Origin of the sequence: Klebsiella sp. 4_1_44FAA (assembly GCF_000238715.1) — a bacterium.
Taxonomy (GTDB): Bacteria; Pseudomonadota; Gammaproteobacteria; order Enterobacterales; family Enterobacteriaceae; genus Klebsiella; species Klebsiella pneumoniae.
In genome coordinates this window covers 398,606-421,956 of record NZ_JH414799.1, presented here as the reverse complement: position 1 = coordinate 421,956, position 23,351 = coordinate 398,606, and the positions used below count along the sequence as shown (strand labels likewise).

At 63.0% G+C, this 23,351-nt stretch carries 21 protein-coding genes; 9 read left to right on the top strand and 12 right to left on the bottom strand.

All coding sequences use genetic code 11. The features are described from left to right. Entirely contained in the window at positions 1–1,665 is a 1,665-nt protein-coding gene (gene betA / locus HMPREF1024_RS18420) for a choline dehydrogenase (protein ID WP_004142489.1), read from the top strand. Positions 1,666–1,785: 120 nt separating this feature from the next. Here the strand turns inward: betA and HMPREF1024_RS18425 are convergent, their stop codons facing one another. Beyond that, on the bottom strand, positions 1,786–2,481 hold the full coding sequence (locus HMPREF1024_RS18425) for a GNAT family N-acetyltransferase (protein WP_002893466.1): 696 nt from the start codon (positions 2,479–2,481) through the stop codon (positions 1,786–1,788). Between the two features lie 205 nt (positions 2,482–2,686). Between HMPREF1024_RS18425 and HMPREF1024_RS18430 the strand changes: the two genes are divergently transcribed. The 5 genes from HMPREF1024_RS18430 (at position 2,687) to HMPREF1024_RS18450 (ending at position 7,750) form a co-directional block, all read left to right on the top strand. Then, positions 2,687–4,255 (top strand): ABC transporter substrate-binding protein, encoded by a 1,569-nt coding sequence (locus HMPREF1024_RS18430; RefSeq protein ID WP_009308119.1) that lies wholly within the window; start codon positions 2,687–2,689, stop codon positions 4,253–4,255. A 119-nt stretch (positions 4,256–4,374) separates the two neighbouring features. Beyond that, the gene (locus tag HMPREF1024_RS18435; protein ID WP_009308118.1) at positions 4,375–5,397 is read left to right on the top strand and encodes an ABC transporter permease; all 1,023 of its coding nucleotides are present in this window, start codon (positions 4,375–4,377) and stop codon (positions 5,395–5,397) included. Next, positions 5,397–6,230, top strand: a complete 834-nt coding sequence (locus HMPREF1024_RS18440) for an ABC transporter permease (protein ID WP_004142505.1) — start codon at positions 5,397–5,399, stop codon at positions 6,228–6,230. Before HMPREF1024_RS18435 ends, HMPREF1024_RS18440 begins: the two co-directional genes overlap by 1 nt. Then, positions 6,223–7,059 (top strand): ABC transporter ATP-binding protein, encoded by an 837-nt coding sequence (locus tag HMPREF1024_RS18445; protein ID WP_009308117.1) that lies wholly within the window; start codon positions 6,223–6,225, stop codon positions 7,057–7,059. The genes HMPREF1024_RS18440 and HMPREF1024_RS18445 overlap by 8 nt, the downstream gene beginning before the upstream one ends. Continuing rightward, on the top strand, positions 7,046–7,750 hold the full coding sequence (locus HMPREF1024_RS18450; RefSeq protein WP_009308116.1) for an ABC transporter ATP-binding protein: 705 nt from the start codon (positions 7,046–7,048) through the stop codon (positions 7,748–7,750). The genes HMPREF1024_RS18445 and HMPREF1024_RS18450 overlap by 14 nt, the downstream gene beginning before the upstream one ends. 852 nt (positions 7,751–8,602) lie before the next feature. On the opposite strand, the gene HMPREF1024_RS18455 is transcribed toward HMPREF1024_RS18450, so the two are convergent. Beyond that, positions 8,603–9,940 (bottom strand): aspartate aminotransferase family protein, encoded by a 1,338-nt coding sequence (locus HMPREF1024_RS18455; RefSeq protein WP_009308115.1) that lies wholly within the window; start codon positions 9,938–9,940, stop codon positions 8,603–8,605. 180 nt (positions 9,941–10,120) lie between these two features. On the opposite strand from HMPREF1024_RS18455, the gene HMPREF1024_RS18460 reads away from it, so the two are divergent. Beyond that, on the top strand, positions 10,121–10,885 hold the full coding sequence (locus tag HMPREF1024_RS18460) for an SDR family NAD(P)-dependent oxidoreductase (protein WP_004176941.1): 765 nt from the start codon (positions 10,121–10,123) through the stop codon (positions 10,883–10,885). 53 nt (positions 10,886–10,938) lie between these two features. Here HMPREF1024_RS18460 and HMPREF1024_RS18465 read toward each other — a convergent pair whose 3' ends face one another. From HMPREF1024_RS18465 to HMPREF1024_RS18480, 4 genes are read right to left on the bottom strand one after another with little or no spacing between them, the layout of a single operon-like run. Continuing rightward, positions 10,939–11,700 carry an amino acid ABC transporter ATP-binding protein gene (locus HMPREF1024_RS18465; RefSeq protein ID WP_004151676.1) on the bottom strand — a complete coding sequence of 254 codons (762 nt, stop codon included), beginning with the start codon at positions 11,698–11,700 and terminating at the stop codon, positions 10,939–10,941. Continuing rightward, entirely contained in the window at positions 11,693–12,358 is a 666-nt protein-coding gene (locus HMPREF1024_RS18470) for an amino acid ABC transporter permease (protein ID WP_009308114.1), read from the bottom strand. Before HMPREF1024_RS18470 ends, HMPREF1024_RS18465 begins: the two co-directional genes overlap by 8 nt. Before the next feature lie 14 nt (positions 12,359–12,372). Further along, a complete protein-coding gene (locus HMPREF1024_RS18475) occupies positions 12,373–13,014 on the bottom strand; it encodes an amino acid ABC transporter permease (protein WP_002893187.1) in 642 nt (213 codons plus the stop codon). Positions 13,015–13,061: 47 nt separating this feature from the next. Beyond that, positions 13,062–13,913 (bottom strand): transporter substrate-binding domain-containing protein, encoded by an 852-nt coding sequence (locus tag HMPREF1024_RS18480; protein WP_004178926.1) that lies wholly within the window; start codon positions 13,911–13,913, stop codon positions 13,062–13,064. 241 nt (positions 13,914–14,154) lie between these two features. Between HMPREF1024_RS18480 and HMPREF1024_RS18485 the strand changes: the two genes are divergently transcribed. After that, positions 14,155–15,618: a PLP-dependent aminotransferase family protein gene (locus HMPREF1024_RS18485; protein ID WP_004176948.1), complete on the top strand. Its 1,464-nt coding sequence runs from the start codon at positions 14,155–14,157 to the stop codon at positions 15,616–15,618. Here HMPREF1024_RS18485 and HMPREF1024_RS18490 read toward each other — a convergent pair. Next, the gene (locus HMPREF1024_RS18490) at positions 15,615–16,949 is read right to left on the bottom strand and encodes a PLP-dependent aminotransferase family protein (protein ID WP_009308113.1); all 1,335 of its coding nucleotides are present in this window, start codon (positions 16,947–16,949) and stop codon (positions 15,615–15,617) included. The genes HMPREF1024_RS18485 and HMPREF1024_RS18490 overlap by 4 nt on opposite strands. Positions 16,950–17,073: 124 nt before the next feature. Here HMPREF1024_RS18490 and HMPREF1024_RS18495 point away from each other — a divergent pair, with 124 nt between their 5' ends. Then, positions 17,074–17,982 carry a DMT family transporter gene (locus tag HMPREF1024_RS18495; protein WP_032451360.1) on the top strand — a complete coding sequence of 303 codons (909 nt, stop codon included), beginning with the start codon at positions 17,074–17,076 and terminating at the stop codon, positions 17,980–17,982. 103 nt (positions 17,983–18,085) lie between these two features. On the opposite strand, the gene HMPREF1024_RS18500 is transcribed toward HMPREF1024_RS18495, so the two are convergent. The 5 genes from HMPREF1024_RS18500 to HMPREF1024_RS18520 all read right to left on the bottom strand — a co-directional run bounded on the left by HMPREF1024_RS18500 (position 18,086) and on the right by HMPREF1024_RS18520 (position 23,342). Next, positions 18,086–19,354, bottom strand: coding sequence for a Zn-dependent hydrolase (locus HMPREF1024_RS18500; RefSeq protein WP_009308111.1), 1,269 nt, complete (start codon positions 19,352–19,354; stop codon positions 18,086–18,088). A 97-nt stretch (positions 19,355–19,451) separates the two neighbouring features. Further along, positions 19,452–20,462, bottom strand: a complete 1,011-nt coding sequence (locus tag HMPREF1024_RS18505; RefSeq protein ID WP_009308110.1) for an ABC transporter ATP-binding protein — start codon at positions 20,460–20,462, stop codon at positions 19,452–19,454. After that, positions 20,452–21,489: an ABC transporter ATP-binding protein gene (locus tag HMPREF1024_RS18510; RefSeq protein WP_009308109.1), complete on the bottom strand. Its 1,038-nt coding sequence runs from the start codon at positions 21,487–21,489 to the stop codon at positions 20,452–20,454. The genes HMPREF1024_RS18505 and HMPREF1024_RS18510 overlap by 11 nt, the downstream gene beginning before the upstream one ends. A 3-nt stretch (positions 21,490–21,492) precedes the next feature. After that, on the bottom strand, positions 21,493–22,386 hold the full coding sequence (locus tag HMPREF1024_RS18515) for an ABC transporter permease (protein ID WP_009308108.1): 894 nt from the start codon (positions 22,384–22,386) through the stop codon (positions 21,493–21,495). Positions 22,387–22,388: 2 nt separating this feature from the next. Continuing rightward, entirely contained in the window at positions 22,389–23,342 is a 954-nt protein-coding gene (locus tag HMPREF1024_RS18520; protein ID WP_009308107.1) for an ABC transporter permease, read from the bottom strand. Positions 23,343–23,351 lie beyond the last annotated feature (9 nt).

Here is a 23,351-nt window from a genome sequence, read left to right as displayed (position 1 = left end):
TTGCAATTTGACTACATCATTATTGGTGCCGGCTCCGCCGGCAACGTTCTGGCAACACGACTGACTGAAGATCCAAACACCACCGTCCTGCTGCTGGAAGCCGGCGGCCCTGACTACCGGTTCGATTTCCGCACCCAGATGCCCGCCGCGCTGGCTTATCCGCTGCAGGGCAAGCGCTACAACTGGGCCTACGAAACCGAACCGGAGCCGTACATGAACAATCGCCGCATGGAGTGCGGACGCGGCAAAGGGCTCGGCGGATCCTCGCTGATCAACGGCATGTGCTACATTCGCGGTAACGCGATGGATCTGGATAACTGGGCCAAAGAGCCGGGTCTGGAACACTGGAGCTATCTCGACTGCCTGCCCTACTACCGGAAAGCGGAAACCCGCGATATCGGGCCTAACGACTACCACGGCGGCGATGGCCCGGTGAGCGTGACGACACCGAAGCCGGGCAATAATCCGCTCTTCGAGGCGATGGTTGAAGCCGGGGTGCAGGCGGGCTATCCGCGTACCGACGATCTCAACGGCTACCAGCAGGAAGGCTTTGGCCCGATGGACCGCACCGTGACGCCGCAGGGCCGTCGCGCCAGCACCGCCCGCGGCTATCTCGACCAGGCGCGCGGTCGCCCGAACCTGACCATCCGCACCCATGCGCTGACCGATCACATTATTTTTGCCGGCAAGCGCGCGGTGGGCGTCGAGTGGCTGGAGGGAGAGAGCACGATCCCGTCAAAAGCGACGGCCAACAAAGAGGTGCTGCTGTGCGCCGGGGCGATTGCCTCGCCGCAGATCCTGCAGCGCTCCGGCGTGGGTAACCCGGAGCTGCTCAGGCAGTTCGATATCCCGGTGGTGCACGATCTCCCCGGCGTGGGTGAGAACCTGCAGGACCATCTGGAGATGTATCTGCAGTACGAGTGCAAAGAGCCGGTATCGCTCTACCCGGCGCTACAGTGGTGGAACCAGCCGAAGATCGGCGCCGAGTGGCTGTTCGGCGGCACCGGCATCGGCGCCAGCAACCAGTTCGAAGCGGGCGGTTTTATCCGCAGCCGCGCAGAGTTCGCCTGGCCGAACATTCAGTACCACTTCCTGCCGGTGGCGATTAACTACAATGGCTCCAACGCGGTGAAAGAGCACGGCTTCCAGTGCCACGTCGGCTCGATGCGTTCGCCCAGCCGCGGCCACGTGCGCCTGAAGTCGCGCGACCCGCACGCCCATCCGGCGATCCTGTTTAACTATATGTCCCATGAGCAGGACTGGCAGGAGTTCCGCGACGCCATCCGCATTACCCGGGAGATCATGAACCAGCCGGCGCTGGATAAGTATCGCGGCCGCGAAATCAGTCCGGGAATAGAATGCCAGAGCGATGCCGAACTGGATGAGTTTGTGCGCAACCACGCCGAGACCGCGTTCCACCCGTGCGGGACCTGTAAGATGGGTTACGACGAGATGGCGGTGGTCGATGGCGAGGGCCGCGTCCACGGTCTGGAAGGATTGCGGGTGGTCGACGCCTCGATCATGCCGCAGATCATCACCGGCAACCTCAACGCCACCACCATTATGATCGGCGAGAAGATGGCCGACGCCATTCGCGGCCGCCAGCCGCTGCCGCGCAGCACCGCGACGTATTATGTCGCTGGCGACGCGCCGGTTCGCCGCTAACAGGTCAATGCCGGGCGGCGACTACGCCTTGCCCGGCCTACCCTGAGGCGATGTAACGTAGCCCCGGTAAGCGCAGCGCGACCGGGGTGCCGTTCCGGGTTTTGACCCCATAGGTTGATGTTAGCGAAACGCCTCCAGGCGCTTAATCTGCTGACCGTCGGCAGTAAAGTTCTCCGCCGCCAGCCACGCCCGCAGCGCCGCATCGCGCGCAGGCCACTCGCCGTCGATGATGGACAGCATATCGCTGTCGCGCGTCCGCCCTTTACGCACCAGCCTCTGCCGCAGACGTCCTTCCCAGCTAAAGCCCAGCCGCTCGGCGGCGCGGCGCGAGGCGACATTCATCGAATCGCATTTCCACTCCAGCCGACGATAGCCATGGTCAAAGCCGTTTTTGAGCAGCAGCCAGACCGCTTCGGTACCCAGCGGGGTGTTTTTCATCCGTCGCGACCAGGTGACATGGCCGATCTCAACCGTGCCCATTTCCCGCTCGATCGCCATATAGCTGACGATGCCCACCGCCTGCTCGCTACGCAGGTCAACCACCGCATACGGCACCAGGGCATCATCATTCACCTTGCCCGCGATCCAGTGGGCGGTCGCCGCCACGCTCTCCGGCCGCGTAGACGCCAGCCACGTCCAGTCGCTGTTGTCGCCGAGCGCATAGGCGGCAAACAGATCCGCCGCATGACGGTCAACGTCCAGCGGCTCCAGGCGGCAAAAACGGCCATTTAACGCCGTCCGCCGCAGGACTTGCGCCCCCTGCCAGCCAGGGACCAGGTCGTTCACCTGCTGGCCATACTCATTAATTTCCGGCACACCCACCTCCTCGCAATAGACAATGCGTTATAGCAAAAACCCCGCAGCGGAGAAAGGCGCTTCTGCGCGACCGGCAATAACCTGTCGTTCTTGAATATGCGTTTTTAGCATAAGGATATCCTTATTTTGACTTTACGCCTTATGGCAAGCGGCCTAACGTAGCGAGGCATAAAACAATAAAATAACCATTCTTCAGGGATTGCACATGACCAAAAAACTGTTGCCTTTACTGCTACTGTCGGCGCTCTCCGCCGCCGCGCATGCCGCCACGCCGCCCAACACGCTGGTGGTCGCCCAGGGTCTCGACGATATCGTCAGCCTCGACCCGGCGGAAGCGAACGAACTCTCCAGCATTCAGACGGTCCCCAGCCTCTATCAGCGTCTGGTGCAGCCCGACCGCAACAACCCTGAAAAAATCGTGCCGATCCTCGCCGAAAGCTGGCAGGCCGATCCGGCGGCGAAAACCCTGACCATTAAACTGAAGCCGGATGCCAAATTCGCCTCCGGTAATCCGCTGCGCCCGGAAGATGTGATTTTCTCTTACACCCGCGCGGTGACGCTGAATAAATCGCCAGCGTTTATTCTCAACGTGCTCGGCTGGCAGCCGGACAACATCGCCAGCCAGCTGAAAAAGGTTGATGACCATACCCTGACGCTGCACTGGACCGCCGACGTCAGCCCGGCGGTGGCGCTGAATATTCTCTCCACCCCCATCGCCTCTATCGTTGATGAAAAACAGGTGGCGCCGAACGCGAAAAATAATGACTTCGGCAACGACTGGCTGAAGATGCACTCGGCGGGCAGCGGGGCCTATAAAATGCGCGTCTACCAGCCGCATCAGGCCATCGTGCTGGAGGCCAACGCCAGCTCCCCCACCGGCGCGCCGAAGATCAAGAGCATCATTATTAAAAACGTCCCCGACCCGGCTTCCCGCCGCCTGCTGATCCAGCAGGGGGATGCCGACGTGGCGCGCGATCTCGGCGCTGACCAGATTGCCGCCCTGCAGGATAAACCCGGCGTGAAGGTGCTGAGCATCCCGTCCGCCGAGCAGAACTACCTGGTGTTTAATACCGCCAACAGCGCCAACCCGCTGCTCAATAATCCGGCCTTCTGGGAGGCGGCGCGCTGGCTGGTTGATTATGATGGCATCACCAAAAATCTGCTGAAAGGCCAGTACTTTATTCACCAAAGCTTCCTGCCGGCCGGCCTGCCGGGGGCGCTGGAGACTAATCCGTTCACCTTTGATCCGCAAAAAGCTAAGGCTATCCTCGATAAAGCGGGCATTAAGGATGCCCACTTCACCCTCGATGTGGAGAACAAACCGCCGTTTATCACCATCGCCCAATCGCTGCAGGCCAGCTTTGCCCAGGGCGGGGTGAAGGTGGATCTCCTGCCGGCCGCCGGCAGCCAGGTCTATGCCCGGGTGCGCGCGAAGCAGCATCAGGCGGCGATCCGCCTGTGGATCCCGGACTACTTTGATGCCCACTCCAATGCCAGCGCCTTTGCCTGGAACGATGGTAAATCCAGCACCGTGGCCGGGCTCAACGGCTGGCAGATCCCTGAGCTGAATAAAGCCACCCTCGCCGCGGTGGCGGAGCCGGACCCGGCGAAACGCCTCGGCCTGTACAAAACGATGCAGGAAACCCTGCTCCAGCATTCGCCGTACGTCTTTATTGACCAGGGGAAAACCCAGATCGTGGTGCGTGACAACGTGAAGGGCTATCAGCAGGGACTGAACGCCGACATGGTCTGGTACGATAACGTGACCAAGTAAGCGGGTTTTGTCACCGGGTACGGCGGCCTTGTCTGCCCGGATGACCGACTCCTCACCCGGGCCCGGTCGGCATCGCGCCGCCGGGTACAATGCTGATATACCAGGAATTTCCATTTTCCATGCCATCGTTTTCCACTCACCTTACCCGCCTGCTGCAGGGGCTGTTTACGCTGCTGCTCACGCTGTTCGGGCTGTTGCTGGTCACCTTCTCGCTCTCCGCGCTGTCGCCCGTCGACCGCGTACTGCAGATCGTCGGCGACCATGCCAGCCAGTCGACCTATGACCAGGTTCGCCATCAGCTGGGTCTCGACCAGCCGCTGCCGGTGCAGTTCTGGCACTACCTGGTCAACCTGGCCCATGGCGATCTTGGCATCGCCAGCGCTACCGGCCAGCCGGTGCTCCACGACCTGCTGGCGGTCTTTCCGGCGACCCTTGAGCTGGCGACCCTGGCGCTGATCGTCGGCGCGGTACTGGGCATCGTCGCCGGGGTGCTGTGCGCCCGTTACGCCGGTTCGCCGTGGGATCTGGCGGTTCGCACCTTTACCCTGTTGGGCAACTCGGTGCCCATTTTCTGGCTCGGCCTGCTGATGCTGGCCCTGTTCTACGCCCGGCTGCAGTGGGCGCCAGGCCCGGGTCGCCTCGACGATATTTATCAGTACACCGTCGAGCCACGCAGCGGTTTTGCGCTGATCGACACCTGGCTCTCCGGCGATACCGCGGCGTTTAAAAATGCGATCGGCCATCTGGCGCTGCCGGTGCTGGTGCTGGCCTATTACTCGCTGGCCAGCATCACCCGCCTGACCCGCTCCGCCTGCCTGAGCGAGATGAACAAAGAGTACATTCTGCTGGCGCGGGCCAAAGGGGCCGGAGAGATGACGATTCTGCTGCGCCATGTCCTGCCCAATATCCGCGGCACTCTGCTGACGGTGACCGCCCTCGCCTGGACCTCCATGCTCGAAGGGGCGGTGCTCACCGAAACCGTCTTCTCGTGGCCGGGGATCGGCCGCTACCTCACCACGGGGCTGTTCGCTGGGGATACCACGGCGATCATGGGCGGCACGCTGCTGATCGGCGTGAGTTTTGTGCTGATCAATAACCTGACCGACCTGTTGGTACGGTTAACCGATCCGAGGGTGCGCTGATGCCGACTTATCTGTTTTTACGCCGTCTGCGCCGCTCACCCGCCGCCTTCAGCGGCCTGACCCTGGTGATCCTGCTGGTGCTGACCGCGCTGTTTGCCCCGTGGCTGGCGCCGCATGATCCCAACTGGCAGGATGCCGCCGCTCGTCTGCAGGGGCCCGGGGCGGGACACTGGCTCGGCACCGACAGCTACGGCCGCGACCTGCTGTCGCGCTTGCTCTACGGCGCCCGCCCGGCGCTGGGTCTGGTGGCGCTGGTGACCGCCATTACCCTGCCCGTCGGTCTGCTGGTGGGTATCCTCTCCGGCTACTATGGCGGGTGGCTGGAGCGGATACTGATGCGCTTTACCGACGTGGTGATGTCGATGCCGCGCCTGATCCTCGCCTTCGCGTTCGTGGCGATGCTCGGCCCGGGGCTGGTAAACGGCGCGCTGGCGTTAGCCCTGACCACCTGGCCGGCCTACGCCCGTCAGGCGCGCAGCGAAATTCAGCGCCTGCGCCATAGCGACTACCTCGCCGCGGCGGAGATGCTGGGCATCCGCGGCGGGCGGCTGCTGGTCGGCCATATTCTGCCGCTGTGTCTGCCGTCGGCGATTGTCCGGCTGGCGCTCGATCTGGCGGGTATTATCCTTGCCGCCGCCGGGCTCGGCTTTCTCGGTCTGGGCGCCCGCCCGCCGATGGCGGAGTGGGGAGCGATGATTGCCGACGGGATGCAGGTGATTTTCGACCAATGGTGGATCGCCGCCATCCCCGGCGCGGCGATCCTGCTTGCCAGCCTGGCGTTTAACCTGCTGGGCGATGGCCTGCGCGATATTCTGGAGCCACAACATGACTGACATCCGACTCACCGTCCAGGGACTCGCCGTCGACTATCCCACCGCCCGGGTGGTGGACAACGTCAGCTTCACCCTCGGCAACGAGCGGCTGGCGCTGGTGGGCGAATCCGGCTCCGGCAAATCGATGACCGCCCGTGCGCTGATGGGCCTGGTGCGCAAGCCCGGGGTGGTGAGCGCTGAACGGCTGGAGGTGCTGGGGCGCGATGTGCTGACCCTCAGCGCCCGCGGCTGGCGCGCGCTGCGCGGCAACGATATCGCCATGGTGCTGCAGGACCCGCGCTATGCGCTGAATCCGGTGCAGTCCATTCAGACGCAGCTGGAGGAGGCGTTAACCCTGCATCAGCGTCTGAGCCGCCGCGCGCGCGCTGAGGCGGTCAAAGACGCCATCGCCGCCGTCGGTCTGGATCTGCCGGTCCTCAGCCGCTATCCCGGCGAACTCTCCGGCGGGATGGGACAGCGGGTGATGATCGCCCTCGCGCTGCTCAATAACCCGAAGGTGCTGATAGCCGACGAGCCGACCTCGGCCCTCGACGCCCGCCTGCGCAACCAGATCCTCGAGCTGCTGGTGGAGCAGAGCGCGCAGCGGCAGATGGCCATGTTACTGATCAGCCACGATCTACCGCTGGTGGCCGCGCATTGCGATCGCGTGCTGGTGATGTACCAGGGAAGACAGGTCGACGAGATGCCGGCGCGGGCGCTGCCGAGCGCGAAGCACCCTTACACCCGCACCCTGTGGACCTGCCGGCCAAATGCGCACACCTACGGCCAGATGCTGCCGACCCTCGACAGAACCCAGGACTTTACGGAGACAGCCCATGGCGATCGTTAATCTTAAGGATTTACAGGTTACATTCGGCGCGAAGACGGCGGTCTCCGCCGCCAGTTTCCGTGTCGACGCCGGGGAAACCTTCAGCCTGATCGGCGCCTCGGGCTGCGGCAAATCGACGATTTTGCGCGTGCTGGCCGGATTGCAGCGCGAATGGCGCGGCAGCGTGGATCTGCTCGGCCAGGCCATTATGCCGGGCGCCCGCTTTCAGGGCGATCTGCGGCGCAACGTGCAGATGGTGTTTCAGGATCCGTACGCCTCGCTGCATCCCAACCATACCCTGTGGCGCACCCTGGCGGAGCCGCTGCAGATCCACGGCATCCGCGACGTTGCCCCGCGAGTAACCACCGCCCTTGAGCAGGTGGGTCTGGCCGCCGACGCCGTGCGCCGCTATCCGCATCAGCTCTCCGGCGGCCAACGGCAGCGCGTGGCCATTGCCCGCGCCCTGCTGCTGCGCCCGCAGATCCTGCTGCTGGATGAGCCGACCTCGGCGCTGGATATGTCGGTACAGGCGGAAATCCTTAATCTACTTAATCGTCTGAAACAGGAGCACGGCATGACCTATCTGCTGGTCAGCCACGATGCCGACGTCATCGCCCATATGTCCGATCGGGCGGCGTTTATGGCGGAGGGCGTGATCCAGCGCTTTTTCGATCGCGAAGCGTTGGTCAACGGAGAGCACCGGATGAGGTGAGGCCAGCGGATGCGCGGTTGTTTTGTCGGGTGGCGCTTCGCTTACCCGACCTACAGGATCCACTCACAGGCTCACACCCCGTAGGCCCGTGCAAGCGCAGCGCCGCCGGGCAAGATATCAGGCACGGTATCCTTGATTTCGCCGGGTGGCGGCTGCGCCTTACCCGGCCTACAGCCCCAAATCACCGCGGGTCCTGGGGCTGCTGAAACTGCCGGTGCTGGCGGCCTCAACATCGCTGAGACGTTCCCGGAAGGCCGGGGCAGCCCGCATGGATGCGGGCTGAGGGCCGTGTTTTGCACGGACGCTGCCTCGGCCCGACCCGAAGCCTGCAGGGAAAAGTCGAAGGCACCGCGCAGCGGCGATGTTGCTGGCCGGAGCCCGGGGGTACAGGCGGCGGCGGCGACTGGCCGCCCCCTGTGCGCTCCCTGCGCCAGGAGTGACATAACGCAGGCGATTAACCGGGAGCGCAAACTACGCTGAAGCCACCGATAACATAAACAACCACACTGCAGTGCTTCCCCTCACCCTGGCCCTCTCCCGGAGGGAGAGGGAACCGTCCGGCTGGCGTTTAAGCCCGTGCAAGCGCAGCGCCGCCGGGCAAGATATCAGGCACGGTACCCGTGGTGTTGCCGGGTGGCGGCTGCGCCTTACCCGGCCTACAGGATCCATTCACAGGCTCACACCCCGTAGGCCCGGCAAGCGCAGCGCCGCCGGGCAAGATATCAGGCACGGTATCCTTGATTTCGCCGGGTGGCGGCTGCGCCTTACCCGGCCTACAGGATCCACTCACAGGCTCACACCCCGTAGGCCCGTGCAAGCGCGCCGCCGGGCAACAGTATCCGGCCCCCTCCCCTACTTCGCCAGGCTGGCAAAGCGAGCAAAGACCGCATCAAAAATCGCCAGCCCCTGCGCCACCTGCTCAGCAATAATGGTGCACGGCGGCACCACGTGAATGCGGTTCTCCACCACAAAGGCCAGCAGCCCGGCTTCGGTCAGGGCCCCTTTGATCGCAGCCATGTCGGCGGCGGTCAGCGGCGTTTTTTGTTCACGGCTGCTCACCAGCTCCAGCGCCTGGAACAGGCCGCGACCGCGCACCTCGCCGATAATGGCGTGCTTCTCCGCCAGCGCCTCGAGACCGGGGCGCAGCACCTCGTTGCCGATAGAGGCCGCGTTCTCAACCACCTTCTCCTCTTTCATCGCGCCAATGGTGGCGACAATCGCCGCCATCGCCAGCGGATGGCCGGAGTAGGTCAGCCCCCCGGCAAAGAAGTGGTCGTCAAAATAGCGGGCAATCGGCTCGCTAATCAGCACCCCGCCCGCCGGCACGTAGCCGGCGTTAACCCCCTTGGCAAAGGTCACCAGATCCGGCACCACGCCATCCTGCTCGAAGGCGAACCAGCTGCCGGTGCGGCCAAAGCCGGCCATCACCTCATCGAGGATCAGCACGATGCCAAACTCGTCGGCCAGGGCGCGCACGCCCTGCATATAGCCTGCCGGCGGCACGAGGATCCCGGCGGTGCCGGGGATGGACTCCAGCAGGATCGCCGCGATGGCCGTCGGCCCCTCGCATTCAATGATCCGCCGCAGATGCGCCAGCGCGCGCTGGCACTCCTCTTCCTCAGTCGCGGCGTTGAACTCGCTGCGGTAAAGGTAGGGGTTGAAGAAGTGAACGTGGCCGCGGGAGAACTCATTCGGCACCCGGCGCCAGTCGCCGGTAGCGGCGATCGCGCTGCCGGTGTTGCCATGATAGGAACGATAGGCCGACAGCACCTTGTCGCGCCCGGTATAGAGCCGCGCCATGCGAATCGCGTTCTCATTGGCATCCGCCCCGGCGTTAGTGAAGAACACCTTACTGAAGCCCGCCGGCGCCAGGTCGACGATGCGCTTCGCTGCTTCGCCGCGGGCAAGGTTGGCGGTGGCGGGCGCGATGGTGACCAGGGTTTCCAGCTGCGCCTTCATGGCCGCCAGTACCCGGGGGTGCTGATAGCCAATGTTGACGTTCACCAGCTGGCTGCTGAAATCGAGCCAGGTGTTCCCCTCATAATCCCATAGCTCGCAGCCTTGCGCCCCGGCGATGACCAGCGGGTTGAGATTGCCCTGCATCGACCATGAATGAAACACATAGGCGCGATCTAATTGCCGAACTTCGTCATTGCTTACCGCGACCTCGTTGTGAATTGCCAGCTTCATACCCTGCCCTCTCTCATGTCGTAGTGGTTGGCTTCATCATTGGCCTTGGCCGCGCAAATCGGATAGAGCCAGTGCGCGCATAACGATGTGACACGGTGTCACATCCCCGCCCGTCGTCTGGCCCTGTGCCTTGTCGTCCGGCGTTTTTATAGTGAAGGGACAACCGCACAGGAGAATGAGATGGCAACGAGCAACGTAGTGTTTATCACCGGGGCGACCTCGGGTTTTGGCGAAGCGGCAGCGCAGGTGTTTGCCGACGCGGGCTGGTCGCTGGTGCTGAGCGGGCGCCGCTATCCGCGACTGAAGGCCTTGCAGGACAGACTCGCCGCCAGGGTGCCGGTGCATATTATTGAGCTTGACGTTCGTGACAGCGAGGCGGTGGCTGCCGCCGTGGCGTCGCTGCCCGCCGATTTCGCCGATATCACCACCCTGATCAACAACGCCGGGCTGGCGCTGTCGCCGCTGCCGGCGCAGGAGGTGGCGCTGGAGGACTGGAAAACGATGATCGACACCAACGTCACCGGTCTGGTGACAGTCACCCACGCCCTGCTGCCGACGCTGATCCGCCATGGCGCCGGGGCGAGTATTATCAATATCGGCTCGATCGCCGGGCAGTGGCCCTATCCCGGCAGCCATGTGTATGGCGCCAGCAAGGCGTTTGTGAAGCAGTTCAGCTATAACCTGCGCTGCGATCTGCTTGGCACCGGCGTGCGGGTCACCGATCTGGCGCCGGGGATTGCCGAGACCGAATTTACCCTGGTGCGTACTAAGGGCGACCAGGCGGCATCGGATAAGCTCTATCGCGGCACCACGCCGCTGAGCGCGCGCGATATCGCCGAGCAGATGTTTTATATCGCCACGCTGCCGGCGCATATGAACATTAACCGGGTGGAGGTGATGCCGGTGCGTCAGGCGTGGCAGCCGTTCGCCATCGATCGGGATTAAGCGAAACCCGACGCATCCCCTGCCGGCGCTGCCGGCAGGGAATGCAGGCCGGACTAACGGCTGCTTTGCAGAAACTGCCTGACGCGTTCGGAGTCAGGCTGAGTGAAGAACTTCTCCGGCGGCGCCTTCTCAATCAGCAGTCCCTTCTCCAGAAACACCACCTCGTTGGACACCTGGCGGGCAAAATCCATCTCGTGGGTCACCACTACCATGGTGTAACCCTCGGCGGCGAGGGCTTTCATTACCCCCAACACCTCATTAACCAGCTCCGGATCCAGCGCCGAGGTCGGTTCATCGAAGAGAATAACTTCCGGCGACATCGCCAGCGAACGGGCGATCGCCACCCGCTGCTTCTGCCCGCCGGAGAGAGTGATCGGGTAAACATCGGCTTTGTGCGCCATGCCCACTTTCTCCAGCTGCTGCATGGCCATGGCCTTCGCCTCGTCTCGTTTCATGCCCTTAACGCGCAGCAGCGCCTCGCTGACGTTCTGCTGCACGGTCAGATGCGGCCACAGGTTAAAACTCTGAAAGACCATCCCCACCCGCTCGCGGATTTTGGCCAGCTGGCGGTGCGACATCGCCCGGCCGCGCTGTTCATCAATCCCCAGCCGCTGACCGCCGATATGAATTTCACCGCGGTCCGGCTGTTCCAGCCAGTTCATACAGCGCAACAGGGTGGATTTTCCCGACCCGGACGAGCCGAGAATACTCACCACGGTCCCCTTCTCCACCGTCAGGTTAATATCCCGCAGGACTTCCACATTATCGAACTGTTTGGAGACGTTTTTGACGCTTACGGCAATAGACTCAGGCATGGCTCATTCCTCTTTTGGCTCCCCAGGCGGTCAGGCGCTTAATCAGCAGCTCCAGCAGAATGCTGATCGCCCAGTAAAGCCCAATGGCGACGATAAAGGCGTTAAACGGAATAAAATAGGTCGCCTGGACGCTGTTGGCGGCGGCGGTGATCTCCTGAACGGTAATAATGCTCAGGAAAGCGGTGTCCTTCAGGCAAATAATCAGCTGATTGCCGATCAGCGGTAAGGCGGAAGAGACGATATTGGGTAAAATAATCCGCCGAAAAATGGCATAGCGAGAAAAGCCCTGAGCAATCGCCGCTTCAATATATCCGCCGGAAAATACCCGCCGCTGGCTGCGCAATATTTCAAAGAAATAGGCGCCATGATAAATAATCAGGGCCAGTAAACCGGCGGTCCACGGCTCCATGCTAATACCGAGCTGCGGCAGTCCGTAATACAGAAGATAAGCGAGGATCAAAAAAGGGATCGCGCGCATCAGGCTGACGAAACCGATAATAATCCGGTTAATCATTTTCTTTTGATATTCGCTAAAATAACACAGCGCAATACCGATAATCAGCGCCGCCAGGGCGGCGGTAATAAACAGTTCGAGGGTCGCGAATAACCCGGCAATAAAGCTATCGCGAACCGACCAGATAACGCCCCACTGATTCATAATGCCTCCCGTTCCTAGCGCGCCAGACGCCTGGCTTTACGTTCCGCAATACCCTGCAGCTTCAACAAACAGCCGATGATCGCCACATACAGCAGGCCGGCGGCGAGGATCGGCGACAGCGGCTCGTAGGTGACCGAGGAGATACGGTTGGTGACCCGGGTGAGATCCACCACGCCAATCACGGCGATCGCCGGACTACCTTTGATCAAAAAGGACATCTCATTGACCAGCGCCGGCAGGCTCTCGATCCACATCTGCGGCAGCATGATGTAGCGGAAGTAGGTCCAGCGGCGCATCCCCACCGACTCCGCCGCCTCCCGCTGTTCGCGCGGAAAGGTGCGGAAGGCATTGCGCCAGATCTCAGCGTTAAACGCCGACGTGTTAAGCGTCAGCGCCACGATGGCGGCCACGTTCTTGTCGAGGTTAATGCCCATCGTGGGCAGGGAAAGGAACAGAAATAGCACCAGCGTCACCAGCGGCGTCGCGCGGGCCAGACTGATATAGACCACCAGCAGCTGGTCGATCACCGGCAGGCGCAGCATCCGTACCAGGGCGATCAGCAGGCCAGCCACCACCCCGAAGGCGATAGCGATGGCCGAAATCCAGAGGGTCGTCCATGCGCCTTCGATTAATAACTGCCAGGAAATTGCATCCATGAGGCCCTCCTTCTCAACAACAGGCGGCGGTCGCCCGCCGCGGAATATTACAGTCCGGCGAGTTTGTGAAACTGTTCCGGGCTGGTGATCGCCTCGGTCGGCAGGTTGTCATAGGTTTCGCCGAACCATTTTTTCTGCAGCTCGGCGAGCTTGCCGGTCTCCTTCATGTGGTTCATAAACCTGGTCATATAGGCCAGCAGCTGCGGCGAGTTTTTCGGGATCGGCCACGCCATATAGCCCGGTCCGGAGACGGCCAGCCCTTTGGCGAAGACCTTCGGTTTGGCTTTCGCCAGGTCGTTTACCGAGATCACCACGTTAATCACGTAATCCAGTCGCTTGTTCGCCAGGTCGGCGTAGGCTTCCGGATAGGAGGGATACTCCACCACCGGCCCCAGCTTGCCGCCGGTCTTCTCCAGCATCGCCTTCAGCTCCGGCAAACGCGCCAGCAGCGCGCTCCCGGCCTGTAACCCCACTTTTTTGCCGCTGAGATCGGCAATGGTATTTAGCGAGGTATCGCCAGCGCGTTTGACGAAATAGTGCTGCGCGGAGGCCCACGGTGGGGTGAAATCAAAGACCTTCAGCCGCTCATCGGTAATAACCGCCCCGGTTAAGGCCATATCGTATTGCCCGGTGGAGACAGCCGCTAATAATCCGGTCCACGGTAATATGCTCTGGTCGACATGGAATTTGGCGTACTTACGTAATTCCTCAAGCATATCTTTGTTAAAGCCATCAGCCTGGCCATTATTCATAAAGTTAAACGGCGCATAATCATCTTCCGTCGCCACTTTCAGGGTGCCGGATTTTTCTATTTCCGGAAGATCGGCCGCGACGGCGTGATAAGAAAAAGCGACCGTTAATACAGCGCTCAGACACATTGATGCCAATGATTTTTTCATTATTTCACCCCTGATGGATTGGCCAGACGGGTTCATTCCAGAACGCGAAAAGGTTTCTGCAAAATAGTGGCCGGGGACGTTCCAGTCCACGGCGGCTGAATACGTTTTTAATGTGGGAGCGTTTTTCAATTCCGTATAGAGCCAGATGGGCCGCATCGCTGTGTCAGATGGCGGCAGGGTGGTATGGAATTTGCTGAGTGTAACGGGTGGTCGCAATGCGTTATTGCCAGAGGAGCCCCGTATGATCCGTCACCTGTTACACGTTGATTTTCAGCCTGGCCGCGGTTTGCAGGAACAGGTGCGAGAGACGCTGGTGAATGCCATTCTCAGCGGGATCTTCGCCGCCGACACCCCGCTGCCCTCCTGTCGCCAGTTGGCCAGCCAGCTTCGCGTCTCGCGCAACACCACCGCGCTGGTGTTTGAAAGTCTGGTCAACGAGGGCTACCTGATTAGCCGCCCACGCAGCGGTTACTACCTGCATCCCGACTATCATGAAGCTTCGCCTGCCGCCGTCGAGAGTGCACCGCAGCGCGAAGCCGCTGCACCACGCTGGGGCGACCGGCTGCAGATGACCCCCAGCCAGCAGGAGTCGATCCTCAAACCGGCGGGCTGGATGCACTACCGCTACCCGTTTATCTACGGCCAGCCCGATACCCGGCAATTCCCGCTGGCCACCTGGCGCTCGGCGGCGAACTGGCTGCACGGCGGGGTGCGCGACCCGGCGTGGGTCATCGACCATATTGACCAGGATGTGCCGATGCTGATCGAGCAGATCCGCACCCGGGTGCTGCCCAAGCGGGGCATTGTCGCCGCGCCGGATGAAATTCTCATCACCCTTGGCTCGCAAAATGCCCTCTACCTGCTGACCCGACTGCTGCTCTCTTCCACCACCCGCATTGGCGTCGAAAACCCCTGCTTCCGCGAAGCCATCAACACCTTTCTGCTCGCCGACGCCGAGGTGGTGCCGCACCCGGTGGATGAAGAGGGGATCGTGCTTAATGAGCGTCCCTGCGATTACTACTATGTCACTCCAGGCCATCAGGTGCCCACCGGGGTGACCATGAGCAGTGCGCGGCGTCGCCAGTTGCTGGAGCATGCCGCCCGCCATGACGCGGTCATTATTGAAGATGATTATGACTCGGAGAGTAACTTTACCCTCAACCCGCTGCCGGCGCTGAAGGCCAGCGATCGCAGCGGCCGGGTGGTGTATGTCAGCAGCCTGTCAAAAGCGCTGTCACCGGGGCTGCGGTTGGGGTTTATGGTCGCCGACCCGGACCTGATCGACGAGGCGCGCGCCCTGCGCCGGCTGGTCTATCGCCATCCGCCGACCAACATTCAGTACCAGATGGCCCACTTCCTTGCACAGGGCCATTATGAAACCCATCTGCGGCGCTACCACTATGACTCCGCCCAGCGCTGGGAGCGTCTGCACGCCGCCCTGCAGCGCTATCTGCCGTCGTGTCGCGCGCTGGCAGGGAGCGAACATGCTAACGCCTTCTGGCTGCAGACCCCGGCGCAGATCAACACCCAGCAGCTCACCTGGCGCGCCGCCCACGCCGGCGTGCTGATTGAGCCCGGGGCGCGCCATTTTCTCAGCGCCGCGCCGCCGGATAACTATTTTCGCATGGGATTCCACGCCATTAACCCTGACGCCATCGCCCAGGGGGTGGAGGTCCTGCGCGGCCAGCTGGAGCAGATGGGTTAGCGGTATTGTTCATACTCAACGGCGTCGCGCACGCTGAGCAGCGCCGGGCGCAGGCTGTCGAAAGGCACCGATCCGAGCGCAATGCGCAGCGCCTGCGGGATCGTGGCGGAGACGCAGAACGGCTCGGCGGTCGATACCGAAATGCGGCGTTCCATCAGCGCATTCGCCAGCCGATCGGCCCGGCTCTCTTCACCCAGCGGCAGCCAGACGAAGTACGAATCGGGATGACTGACGACGGGAAGCCCACAAAGCACCTCGCGGGCCACCTGCTGCCGCTGTCGCGCATCCTGGCGTTTCTGCGTTTCAAAGCGCGCCACCGTGCCATCTTCAATCCAGGCGCAGATCAGCGAACTTATCAGCGTCGGCGTATTCCACGTCGTGGCCCGGATGGCGCGCTCAATCTCCGGCCGATAGCGCGGCGGAGAAATCACCACCCCCACGCGCAGTCCGGTGGCGATATTTTTTGAAAATCCGGTGACATACACCGTTCTTTCCGGCGCATAGCTGACCACCGGCCGCGGCGGATGGCTCACCAGCCGGGCATAGGCGGCATCTTCAATAATCAGCAGATCGTGCTGGCGCGCGAGATCGGCCAGCGCCTGTCGCTGCCCGGTGTTGAGCACCCAGCCCAGCGGATTGTGCAGCGTCGGCATGGTATACACCGCCCGCACCCGCCGCTGCTGGCACAGCGTATGAAGCGCCCGCAGGTCCGGTCCCTCCGGCCGACAGGGGATCGCTGCCAGCTCCAGATGATACAGCGCCGCCAGAACTTTGAAGCCCGAATAGGTCAGCGCATCCACCGCCACCACATCCCCCGGACGTAACAGCCCCATGACGGTCACCGCCAGCCCGTGCTGTGCGCCGTTGACGATCAGGACATTTTCCGCGTCCGGCGCAAAGTGCTGGCAGGTCAAATGGCGGGCGATAATGTCCCGCTCGGCGAGCCGCCCTGCATGAGGCTGATAGCGCAGATGCGAGTCAATATCGCCCGCCATCGCCAGCTGCCTGAGCGCCTCGCGCAGCGCATCGCCCTGCTCCGGCAGCGAAGGGTAGTTGAAATTGAGATCCACGACATCGGCGGCGACCACCTGCTGATCGACCCCGTGCCCCGGAGGCAGCGAGAGGTCGCGCACGAAGGTGCCGCGGCCGGTTTCGCCGCTGACCAACCCCATCTCTTCCAGTTCACGGTAGACGCGCGTGGCGGTGGCCAGCGAGAGGCGTTCTCCGGCGGCAAGGGTACGGTGCGTCGGCAGACGGCTGCCTGCGGGCAGCTGCCCGCTGCGGATCGCCTGCGCATATCGGTCGACAACGGCTTTATATCGGGCTTTCATCGTGAAATGTATCTATGACAATAATTTGATTGTATTAGATTGGGCACATTACCATCGCCGCAGACGATGCTCAAGCGGGCGCAGCCCAATCTGATAACGCGAGGTTAACGTGGTAGATTCAACACTGGATAAATCGGCGCCCGGCCCCTGGTCCGGATGGCTTCATGGTTTACTGGGGGTGATCATTTTCAGCGGGTCGCTGCCCGCGACGCGGCTGGCGGTGCAGGATATGGATCCGTTGTTATTGACCTTTCTGCGCGCCTCCATCGCCGGGCTGCTTGCCGTCGCGCTGCTGGTTGGCTTTCGTCAGAAACGCCCGCGCCTGGCGCAGCTTGTGTCCCTGATCATCGTCTCATCTGGGGTGGTGCTCGGCTTTCCGCTACTCACGGCGCTGGCCCTGCAGCACATTACCTCGGCGCATTCGATTGTGTTTATTGGTCTGCTGCCGCTGATGACCGCCCTCTTTGGCGTACTGCGCGGCGGCGAACGCCCGCGGCGGGCTTTCTGGATCTTTTCGCTGCTGGGCAGCCTGCTGGTGGTGGGATTCGCCCTGACGCAAAGTGCGGCGGCCTCACTCAGCGGCGATCTGCTGATGCTGGCGGCGGTTATCGCCTGCGGCCTCGGCTATGCGGAAGGGGCGAAGCTGACGCGGGAGCTCGGCGGCTGGCAGGTGATCTGCTGGGCGCTGGTGATTGCCCTGCCGTTGATGCTCCCCGCCTCGCTGCTGGTTCAGCCCGCATCCTGGCATGCCATCTCGGCCTCCTCCTGGGCGGCGCTCGGCTATGTGTCGCTGTTCAGCATGCTGATCGGTTTCATCTTCTGGTACAAAGGGCTTGCCGCGGGCGGGATCGCCGCCGTCGGCCAGCTCCAGCTATTGCAGCCGTTCTTCGGACTAGGCCTGTCGGCGGCGCTGTTGCACGAAACCGTCAGCCCCTTGATGCTGGCGGTCACGCTGGGCGTGGTGCTGTGCGTGGTGGGCTCGCGCAAATTTGGCCGCCAGCGGGTTGGCGCAGGGAGCCCGAGCCGTGATTGACCGCCCCGTCATCCGCCGTCCCGGGTCGCGGCGGCGTAACCGCCTTACCCGGGCTATAGCATGATAAACGGCTGGAGGTCGCGTCGCCGGGGAGGACGACCGTCTACACCGGCCGCGCGTACTGAAGCATCACCTGCAGCAGCACGTTGGCGCCGGCGGCGACGTGCTCCGGCGAGGCATACTCAATTTCGTTATGGCTGATCCCGTCCTTGCAGGGGATAAAAATCATCCCGGTGGGCGCCAGGTAGCTCATATACACTGCGTCATGCCCGGCGCCGGAGACGATCGGCCGCGCCGGATAGCCCAGCCGCTGCGCGGCATCGGCAATGGCCTGCTGGCATTCGGCATCGAACGGCGCCGCCGGATAGTGGCTTACCTGCTTCAGGGCCACCTGCAGACCGCTCTCCCGCTCAACCTCCGCGATAAACGCCCGCAGCTGGCGATCCATCTCGTCCACCAGCGCATCGCTGAGATTGCGCATATCAATGGAGAAGGTGACCTCCCCGGGCACCACGTTGCGGCTGTTGGGCCACACCTGCACGCTACCGACCGTGCCGCGTCCCTCTTCGCTGCGCCCGGCAATGGCCACCACTTCCTGCATAATGCGGGTCGCCACCTGCAGGGCATCCTGACGCAGGCGCATCGGCGTGGGTCCGGCGTGCGAGGCCTGGCCGGTGACCACGCAGTCGTACCAGCGGATCCCCAGCACGCCCTGCACGATACCGATGGTTTTCGCTTCATCTTCGAGAATCGGCCCCTGCTCAATGTGCGCCTCAAAATAGGCGCCGACGGGATGCTCCCCCGGGGTCTGCTCGCCAATATAGCCGATCTGCGCCAGCGCCTCGCCGACGCTGATGCCCTCTTTATCCGTGACGGCCCAGGTCTCCTCCAGCGGGAAGACGCCGGCAAAGACCCCGGAGCCCATCATCACCGGTACAAAGCGCGACCCCTCTTCGTTGGTCCAGAACACCACCTCAATCGGCGCGTCGGTATCAATCTGCAGATCGTTGAGCGTGCGCACCACCTCCAGCGCCGCCAGCACGCCGTAGTTGCCGTCAAATTTGCCGCCGGTGGGCTGAGTGTCAATATGGCTGCCGGAGACGATGGGCGGCAGGCCGGGGTTGCGGCCTTCCCGGCGCATAAACACATTGCCGATTTTATCGATGGTGACGCTCATCCCGGCCTCCCGCGCCCAGCCTATTACCTTGTCCCGCCCCTGGCGGTCGAGGTCGGTGAGGGTCAGACGGCGGCAGCCGCCCTTCGGCGTGGCGCCGATCTGCGCGAGATCCATTAACGACGCCCACAGGCGGTCGCCATTGATGCGCCAGCCGGTGGTGTCGGTCGCGGGGGTAAAAAGTACATCACTGCTCATGGTAGTCTCCTGACATCAAGGTCGCCGCCAGCGTAACCGGCGGTGGGAATGCGCTATCAACGCCTGGTCTTCATCCTGTATGGTTTTTTGCCGCCGATCAGACGGCCAGGGCCTGGGCGTTAGCGTCAATCGCCAGCTCGCGCCAGCGGTGGCAACTCACCGCGTGGCGCTCCGCGACGGATTCCGTCGGCGGCAGACTCTGCTCACAGACCGGGCGACGGTGCGGGCAGCGCTCGGCAAAGGCGCAGCCGGGCGGCAAGCGCGCCAGATCCGGCGGCGCGCCGGGAATGCAGTGCAGGGCATCACCTTTCTTAAGCCCCTCTTTCGGCCGACTGCCCAGCAGCACCTGGGTATAAGGATGGCGCGGGTGGCGCAGGATCTCGCTCATCGACGCTTCCTCGACGATCCGCCCGGCGTACATCACCGCCACCCGGTCGGCGATCTCCACCGCGGCGCCGATATCGTGGGTCACAAACACGATCGACAGCCCGCGCTGCTTTTGCTGCTCGCGCAGCAGGATCAGGATCTGGATTTGCACCGTGGCGTCGAGGGCGGTGGTCGGCTCATCCGCCAGCAGCAGCTGCGGGTTACAGGAGAGCGCAAGGGCGATCATCGCCCGCTGGCGCATTCCGCCGGACATCTCGTGCGGGTAAGCATCCAGCCGCCGCTCGGGGCTGGGAATGCGCACCTGGCGCAGGGCCTCCAGCGCCCTGTCCCGGGCCGCCTGGCGCGACAGCCCTTCGTGGCGGCGCAACCCTTCAATAATCTGCTGCCCGACGGTGTAGACCGGATCGAAGGCCAGCAGCGGCTCCTGAAAAATCATCGCGCAGCGTCCGCCGCGATAGCGCCGCAGCTGGCTGGCGCTCATCGTCAGCACCTCGTCGTCCCCCACCTGCAGGGTGCCGGAGAGCTCACTGCTCCCTGGCGGGTGTAGGCGCATCAGCGCCCGCAGGGTCACGCTCTTGCCGGAACCCGACTCGCCAATCAGCGCCATCACTCCCCCTTTTCGTACCTCAAAGGAGACCCCGTTGACCGCGTTGATGGTCTGTCCGTCGCGGCGAAAGACGACCCGCAGGTCGCGCACATGGACAAAGGCGTTATCCGACATGGCTGACCTCCTTAAGGGGGATGCTTTGATGCCAGGGCGAGGCCGGCTGCGCCATCAGGCAGGCGCTCTGGTGCCCCTCCCCGACCGCCTCCAGCTGCGGTTTCACTTCGGCGCAGACCGCCTTCGCATGCGGGCAGCGGGTGTGAAAGCGGCAGCCGCTCGGCGGCGCGATGGGGCTGGGGGGATCGCCGCTTAGCGGCGAGGTCAGGGTGCGGTTTTCCGGGTCCATGGAGGGCATCGAGCTTAACAGCGCCCGGGTATAGGGGTGGGCGGAGGCGGTAAACAGCTGCTCCGCCGGGCCAATCTCCACCACTTCGCCAAGGTACATGACGAGGATCCGATCCGACAGCCAGCGAACCACGTGTAGATCGTGGCTGATGAACACGTAGGTCAGCTCGAGAGTCCGTTTAAGCTCCTGCAGCAGCTGCAGCACCTGGGCTTCCACCGATTTATCCAGCGCCGACACAGCCTCATCGAGGATCACCAGCCGCGGCTTCATCGCCAGCGCGCGGGCGATATTCACCCGCTGCCGCTGGCCGCCGGAGAGCGCATGCGGGTAGCGGTCGGCAAAGCGCGCCGGCTCAAGGCCAACGTGCGCCAGCAGATAGCGGGCATATTCGCTGGCCTCTCTGGCGCTGACGCCGTGGACGCGCTGGCCGAAGGCGATGCTCTCCTCCATGGTCAGGCGCGGATTGAGCGAAGCATAGCTATCCTGGAAAACCATCTGCACCTGGCGACGGTAGGCTTTCAGCGGCAGACGTGACGAGCCGACCCCCTGTCCGTCGAAGATCAGTTCGCCGCTGTCCTGGGTGAGCAACTGCATCAGCAGCCGGGCGGTGGTCGATTTGCCGCAGCCCGACTCGCCGACCACCCCCAGGGTTTCGCCTTTCATCACCGTGAAGCTGATATCGTCCACCGCCTGCACCACCTCCCGGCCTTTGCCGCCGCGAAAGTACTTCAGCAGGTGATTGACCTTCAGCAGCGGCTGCGCCGGCCCGCCAAGGTCGATATTGATAAAGGGTTGCATCGCTTACTCCTTAATCGCCATTGCCGCACGCAGGCGGTCCGCGAGGATATTGAACGAAATGGAGGTGATAAAAATCATCAGGCCCGGCAGGGCGGCCACCCACGGCTGGGTATAGATTGCCGTGCGCAGCGTATTGAGCATCAGCCCCCACTCGGGCTCCGGCGGCCGCACGCCGAGGCCGAGAAACGACAGGCCGGAGGCGAGGATCATGCACACCGAAATCAGCCCGGTGGAGAAGACGAAGATCGGCCCGAGCACGTTGCCCAACACCTGGACGCGGATAATGGTCAACGCGCTGGCGCCAGTGGCCCGGGCGGCGTCGATATAGTCCATATGCCGCACCTGGGCGGTCACGCTCTCGGCAATTCGCGCCACCTGCGGCACAAACACGAGGGTCAGCGACAACAGCGCATTGCCGATGCCCGCCCCCAACGCTCCCGACAGCGCAATCGCCAGCAGGACGGAGGGAAAGGCATAGAACACATCCACGGTGCGCATAATCACGGTATTGGTTTTGCCGCCCGTATAGCCGGCGATAATCCCGATGGCCCCGCCGATAAAAAAGGCGAACACCACCGGGACAATTCCCATAAACAGCGACAGTCGGGTGCCAAGGATCAGCCGCGACAGCATGTCGCGTCCCAGCTCATCCGAGCCCAGCGGGAAGCCGTCGCTGCCGATGGGTTTCAGGCGCAGGAACATCGACGTTTGATAGGGATCTTTGACGATAAGCCACGGACCGAACAGCGCCAGGGCCAGCAGCAGGAGGATCACCACGCCCACAACCACCCCGCCGGGGTCGCGCAGTAGGCGGCGCAGCACGCCGCGCCAGTAACCTTGCCGGGTAGCGTGGGCCGCTGCGGCCGGGACCACTTTCGTCGTTGCCGTATCCACCATGGTCAGCTCCTCTTAATACGCGGGTCGAGGGTGGTCTGCAGAATATCCACCAGCAGGTTGAGCAGCACGAAAAACAGCGCCAGCACCCAGATGGTGCCCTGCAGCAGGGGCAGGTCGCGCTGAAAAATGGCGGTATTGAGCAGCAATCCGGTTCCCGGCCAGGAGAAAACGGTCTCCACAAGGATCGAGCCGCCCATCAGATAGCCCACCTGCAGCCCCATCACCGCCAGCGCGGTGGGCGCGGCATTTTTCATGACATGGACAAAGATGCGCGACTCGTTGAGCCCGCGGGCGCGCAGGCCAACGATAAACTCCCGGCTGAGGATATCGGCCACCTGCGAGCGCACGGTGCGGGCGATAATCCCGGTCGGGATCACCGACAGGGTGAGAGCCGGCAGCAGCATGAACTGCAGGTGCGCCCAGTCCCATTGCCAGCCCACCTCGCCTATCGGCCCGCCGCCGGTGGCCGGCAGCAGCGCGAACTTGACGCTGCAGAGGATCACCAGCAGCATCCCCAGCCAGTAGTGCGGCACGCTGACGCCAAACACCGACAATACCGAGGCCAGACGGTCAATGACGCTGTTGCGAAAATAGCCAGCGACAAAGCCGAACAGGCTGCCGAGGACAAAACCGATCGCCGTCGCCAGCAGCGCCAGGCGCAGAGAGTAAGCCACCGCGGTCATCACTTCGTCTATCACCGGGCGGCCGGTGGCGACCGACATACCAAGGTCGCCGTGCAGCGCCCGCCACAGCCAGTGGATAAACTGCAGGGGCAGCGGCTTATCAAAGCCGTAAGCCTGCATTAATGTCTGACGCAGCGCCTCCGAGGCGTCCGGCGGCATCACCGACACCAGCGGGTCGCCCGGGGCGATCTGCACCAGCATGAAACAGATCACCGCCACCCCCAGCATGGTGGGGATAGCCAGCAGAATGCGGTATAGCAGCGTATTGATCATCGGTCGCCC

Bases quoted from the DNA above. Each gene is read 5' to 3' on its own strand.
- HMPREF1024_RS18430 (WP_009308119.1), top strand. From the start codon at position 2,687: ATGACCAAAAAACTGTTGCCTTTACTGCTACTGTCGGCGCTCTCCGCC.
- HMPREF1024_RS18435 (WP_009308118.1), top strand. From the start codon at position 4,375: ATGCCATCGTTTTCCACTCACCTTACCCGCCTGCTGCAGGGGCTGTTT.
- HMPREF1024_RS18440 (WP_004142505.1), top strand. From the start codon at position 5,397: ATGCCGACTTATCTGTTTTTACGCCGTCTGCGCCGCTCACCCGCCGCC.
- HMPREF1024_RS18445 (WP_009308117.1), top strand. From the start codon at position 6,223: ATGACTGACATCCGACTCACCGTCCAGGGACTCGCCGTCGACTATCCC.
- HMPREF1024_RS18450 (WP_009308116.1), top strand. From the start codon at position 7,046: ATGGCGATCGTTAATCTTAAGGATTTACAGGTTACATTCGGCGCGAAG.
- HMPREF1024_RS18455 (WP_009308115.1), bottom strand. From the start codon at position 9,940: ATGAAGCTGGCAATTCACAACGAGGTCGCGGTAAGCAATGACGAAGTT.
- HMPREF1024_RS18460 (WP_004176941.1), top strand. From the start codon at position 10,121: ATGGCAACGAGCAACGTAGTGTTTATCACCGGGGCGACCTCGGGTTTT.
- HMPREF1024_RS18465 (WP_004151676.1), bottom strand. From the start codon at position 11,700: ATGCCTGAGTCTATTGCCGTAAGCGTCAAAAACGTCTCCAAACAGTTC.
- HMPREF1024_RS18470 (WP_009308114.1), bottom strand. From the start codon at position 12,358: ATGAATCAGTGGGGCGTTATCTGGTCGGTTCGCGATAGCTTTATTGCC.
- HMPREF1024_RS18475 (WP_002893187.1), bottom strand. From the start codon at position 13,014: ATGGATGCAATTTCCTGGCAGTTATTAATCGAAGGCGCATGGACGACC.
- HMPREF1024_RS18480 (WP_004178926.1), bottom strand. From the start codon at position 13,913: ATGAAAAAATCATTGGCATCAATGTGTCTGAGCGCTGTATTAACGGTC.
- HMPREF1024_RS18485 (WP_004176948.1), top strand. From the start codon at position 14,155: ATGATCCGTCACCTGTTACACGTTGATTTTCAGCCTGGCCGCGGTTTG.
- HMPREF1024_RS18490 (WP_009308113.1), bottom strand. From the start codon at position 16,949: ATGAAAGCCCGATATAAAGCCGTTGTCGACCGATATGCGCAGGCGATC.
- HMPREF1024_RS18500 (WP_009308111.1), bottom strand. From the start codon at position 19,354: ATGAGCAGTGATGTACTTTTTACCCCCGCGACCGACACCACCGGCTGG.
- HMPREF1024_RS18505 (WP_009308110.1), bottom strand. From the start codon at position 20,462: ATGTCGGATAACGCCTTTGTCCATGTGCGCGACCTGCGGGTCGTCTTT.
- HMPREF1024_RS18510 (WP_009308109.1), bottom strand. From the start codon at position 21,489: ATGCAACCCTTTATCAATATCGACCTTGGCGGGCCGGCGCAGCCGCTG.
- HMPREF1024_RS18515 (WP_009308108.1), bottom strand. From the start codon at position 22,386: ATGGTGGATACGGCAACGACGAAAGTGGTCCCGGCCGCAGCGGCCCAC.
- HMPREF1024_RS18520 (WP_009308107.1), bottom strand. From the start codon at position 23,342: ATGATCAATACGCTGCTATACCGCATTCTGCTGGCTATCCCCACCATG.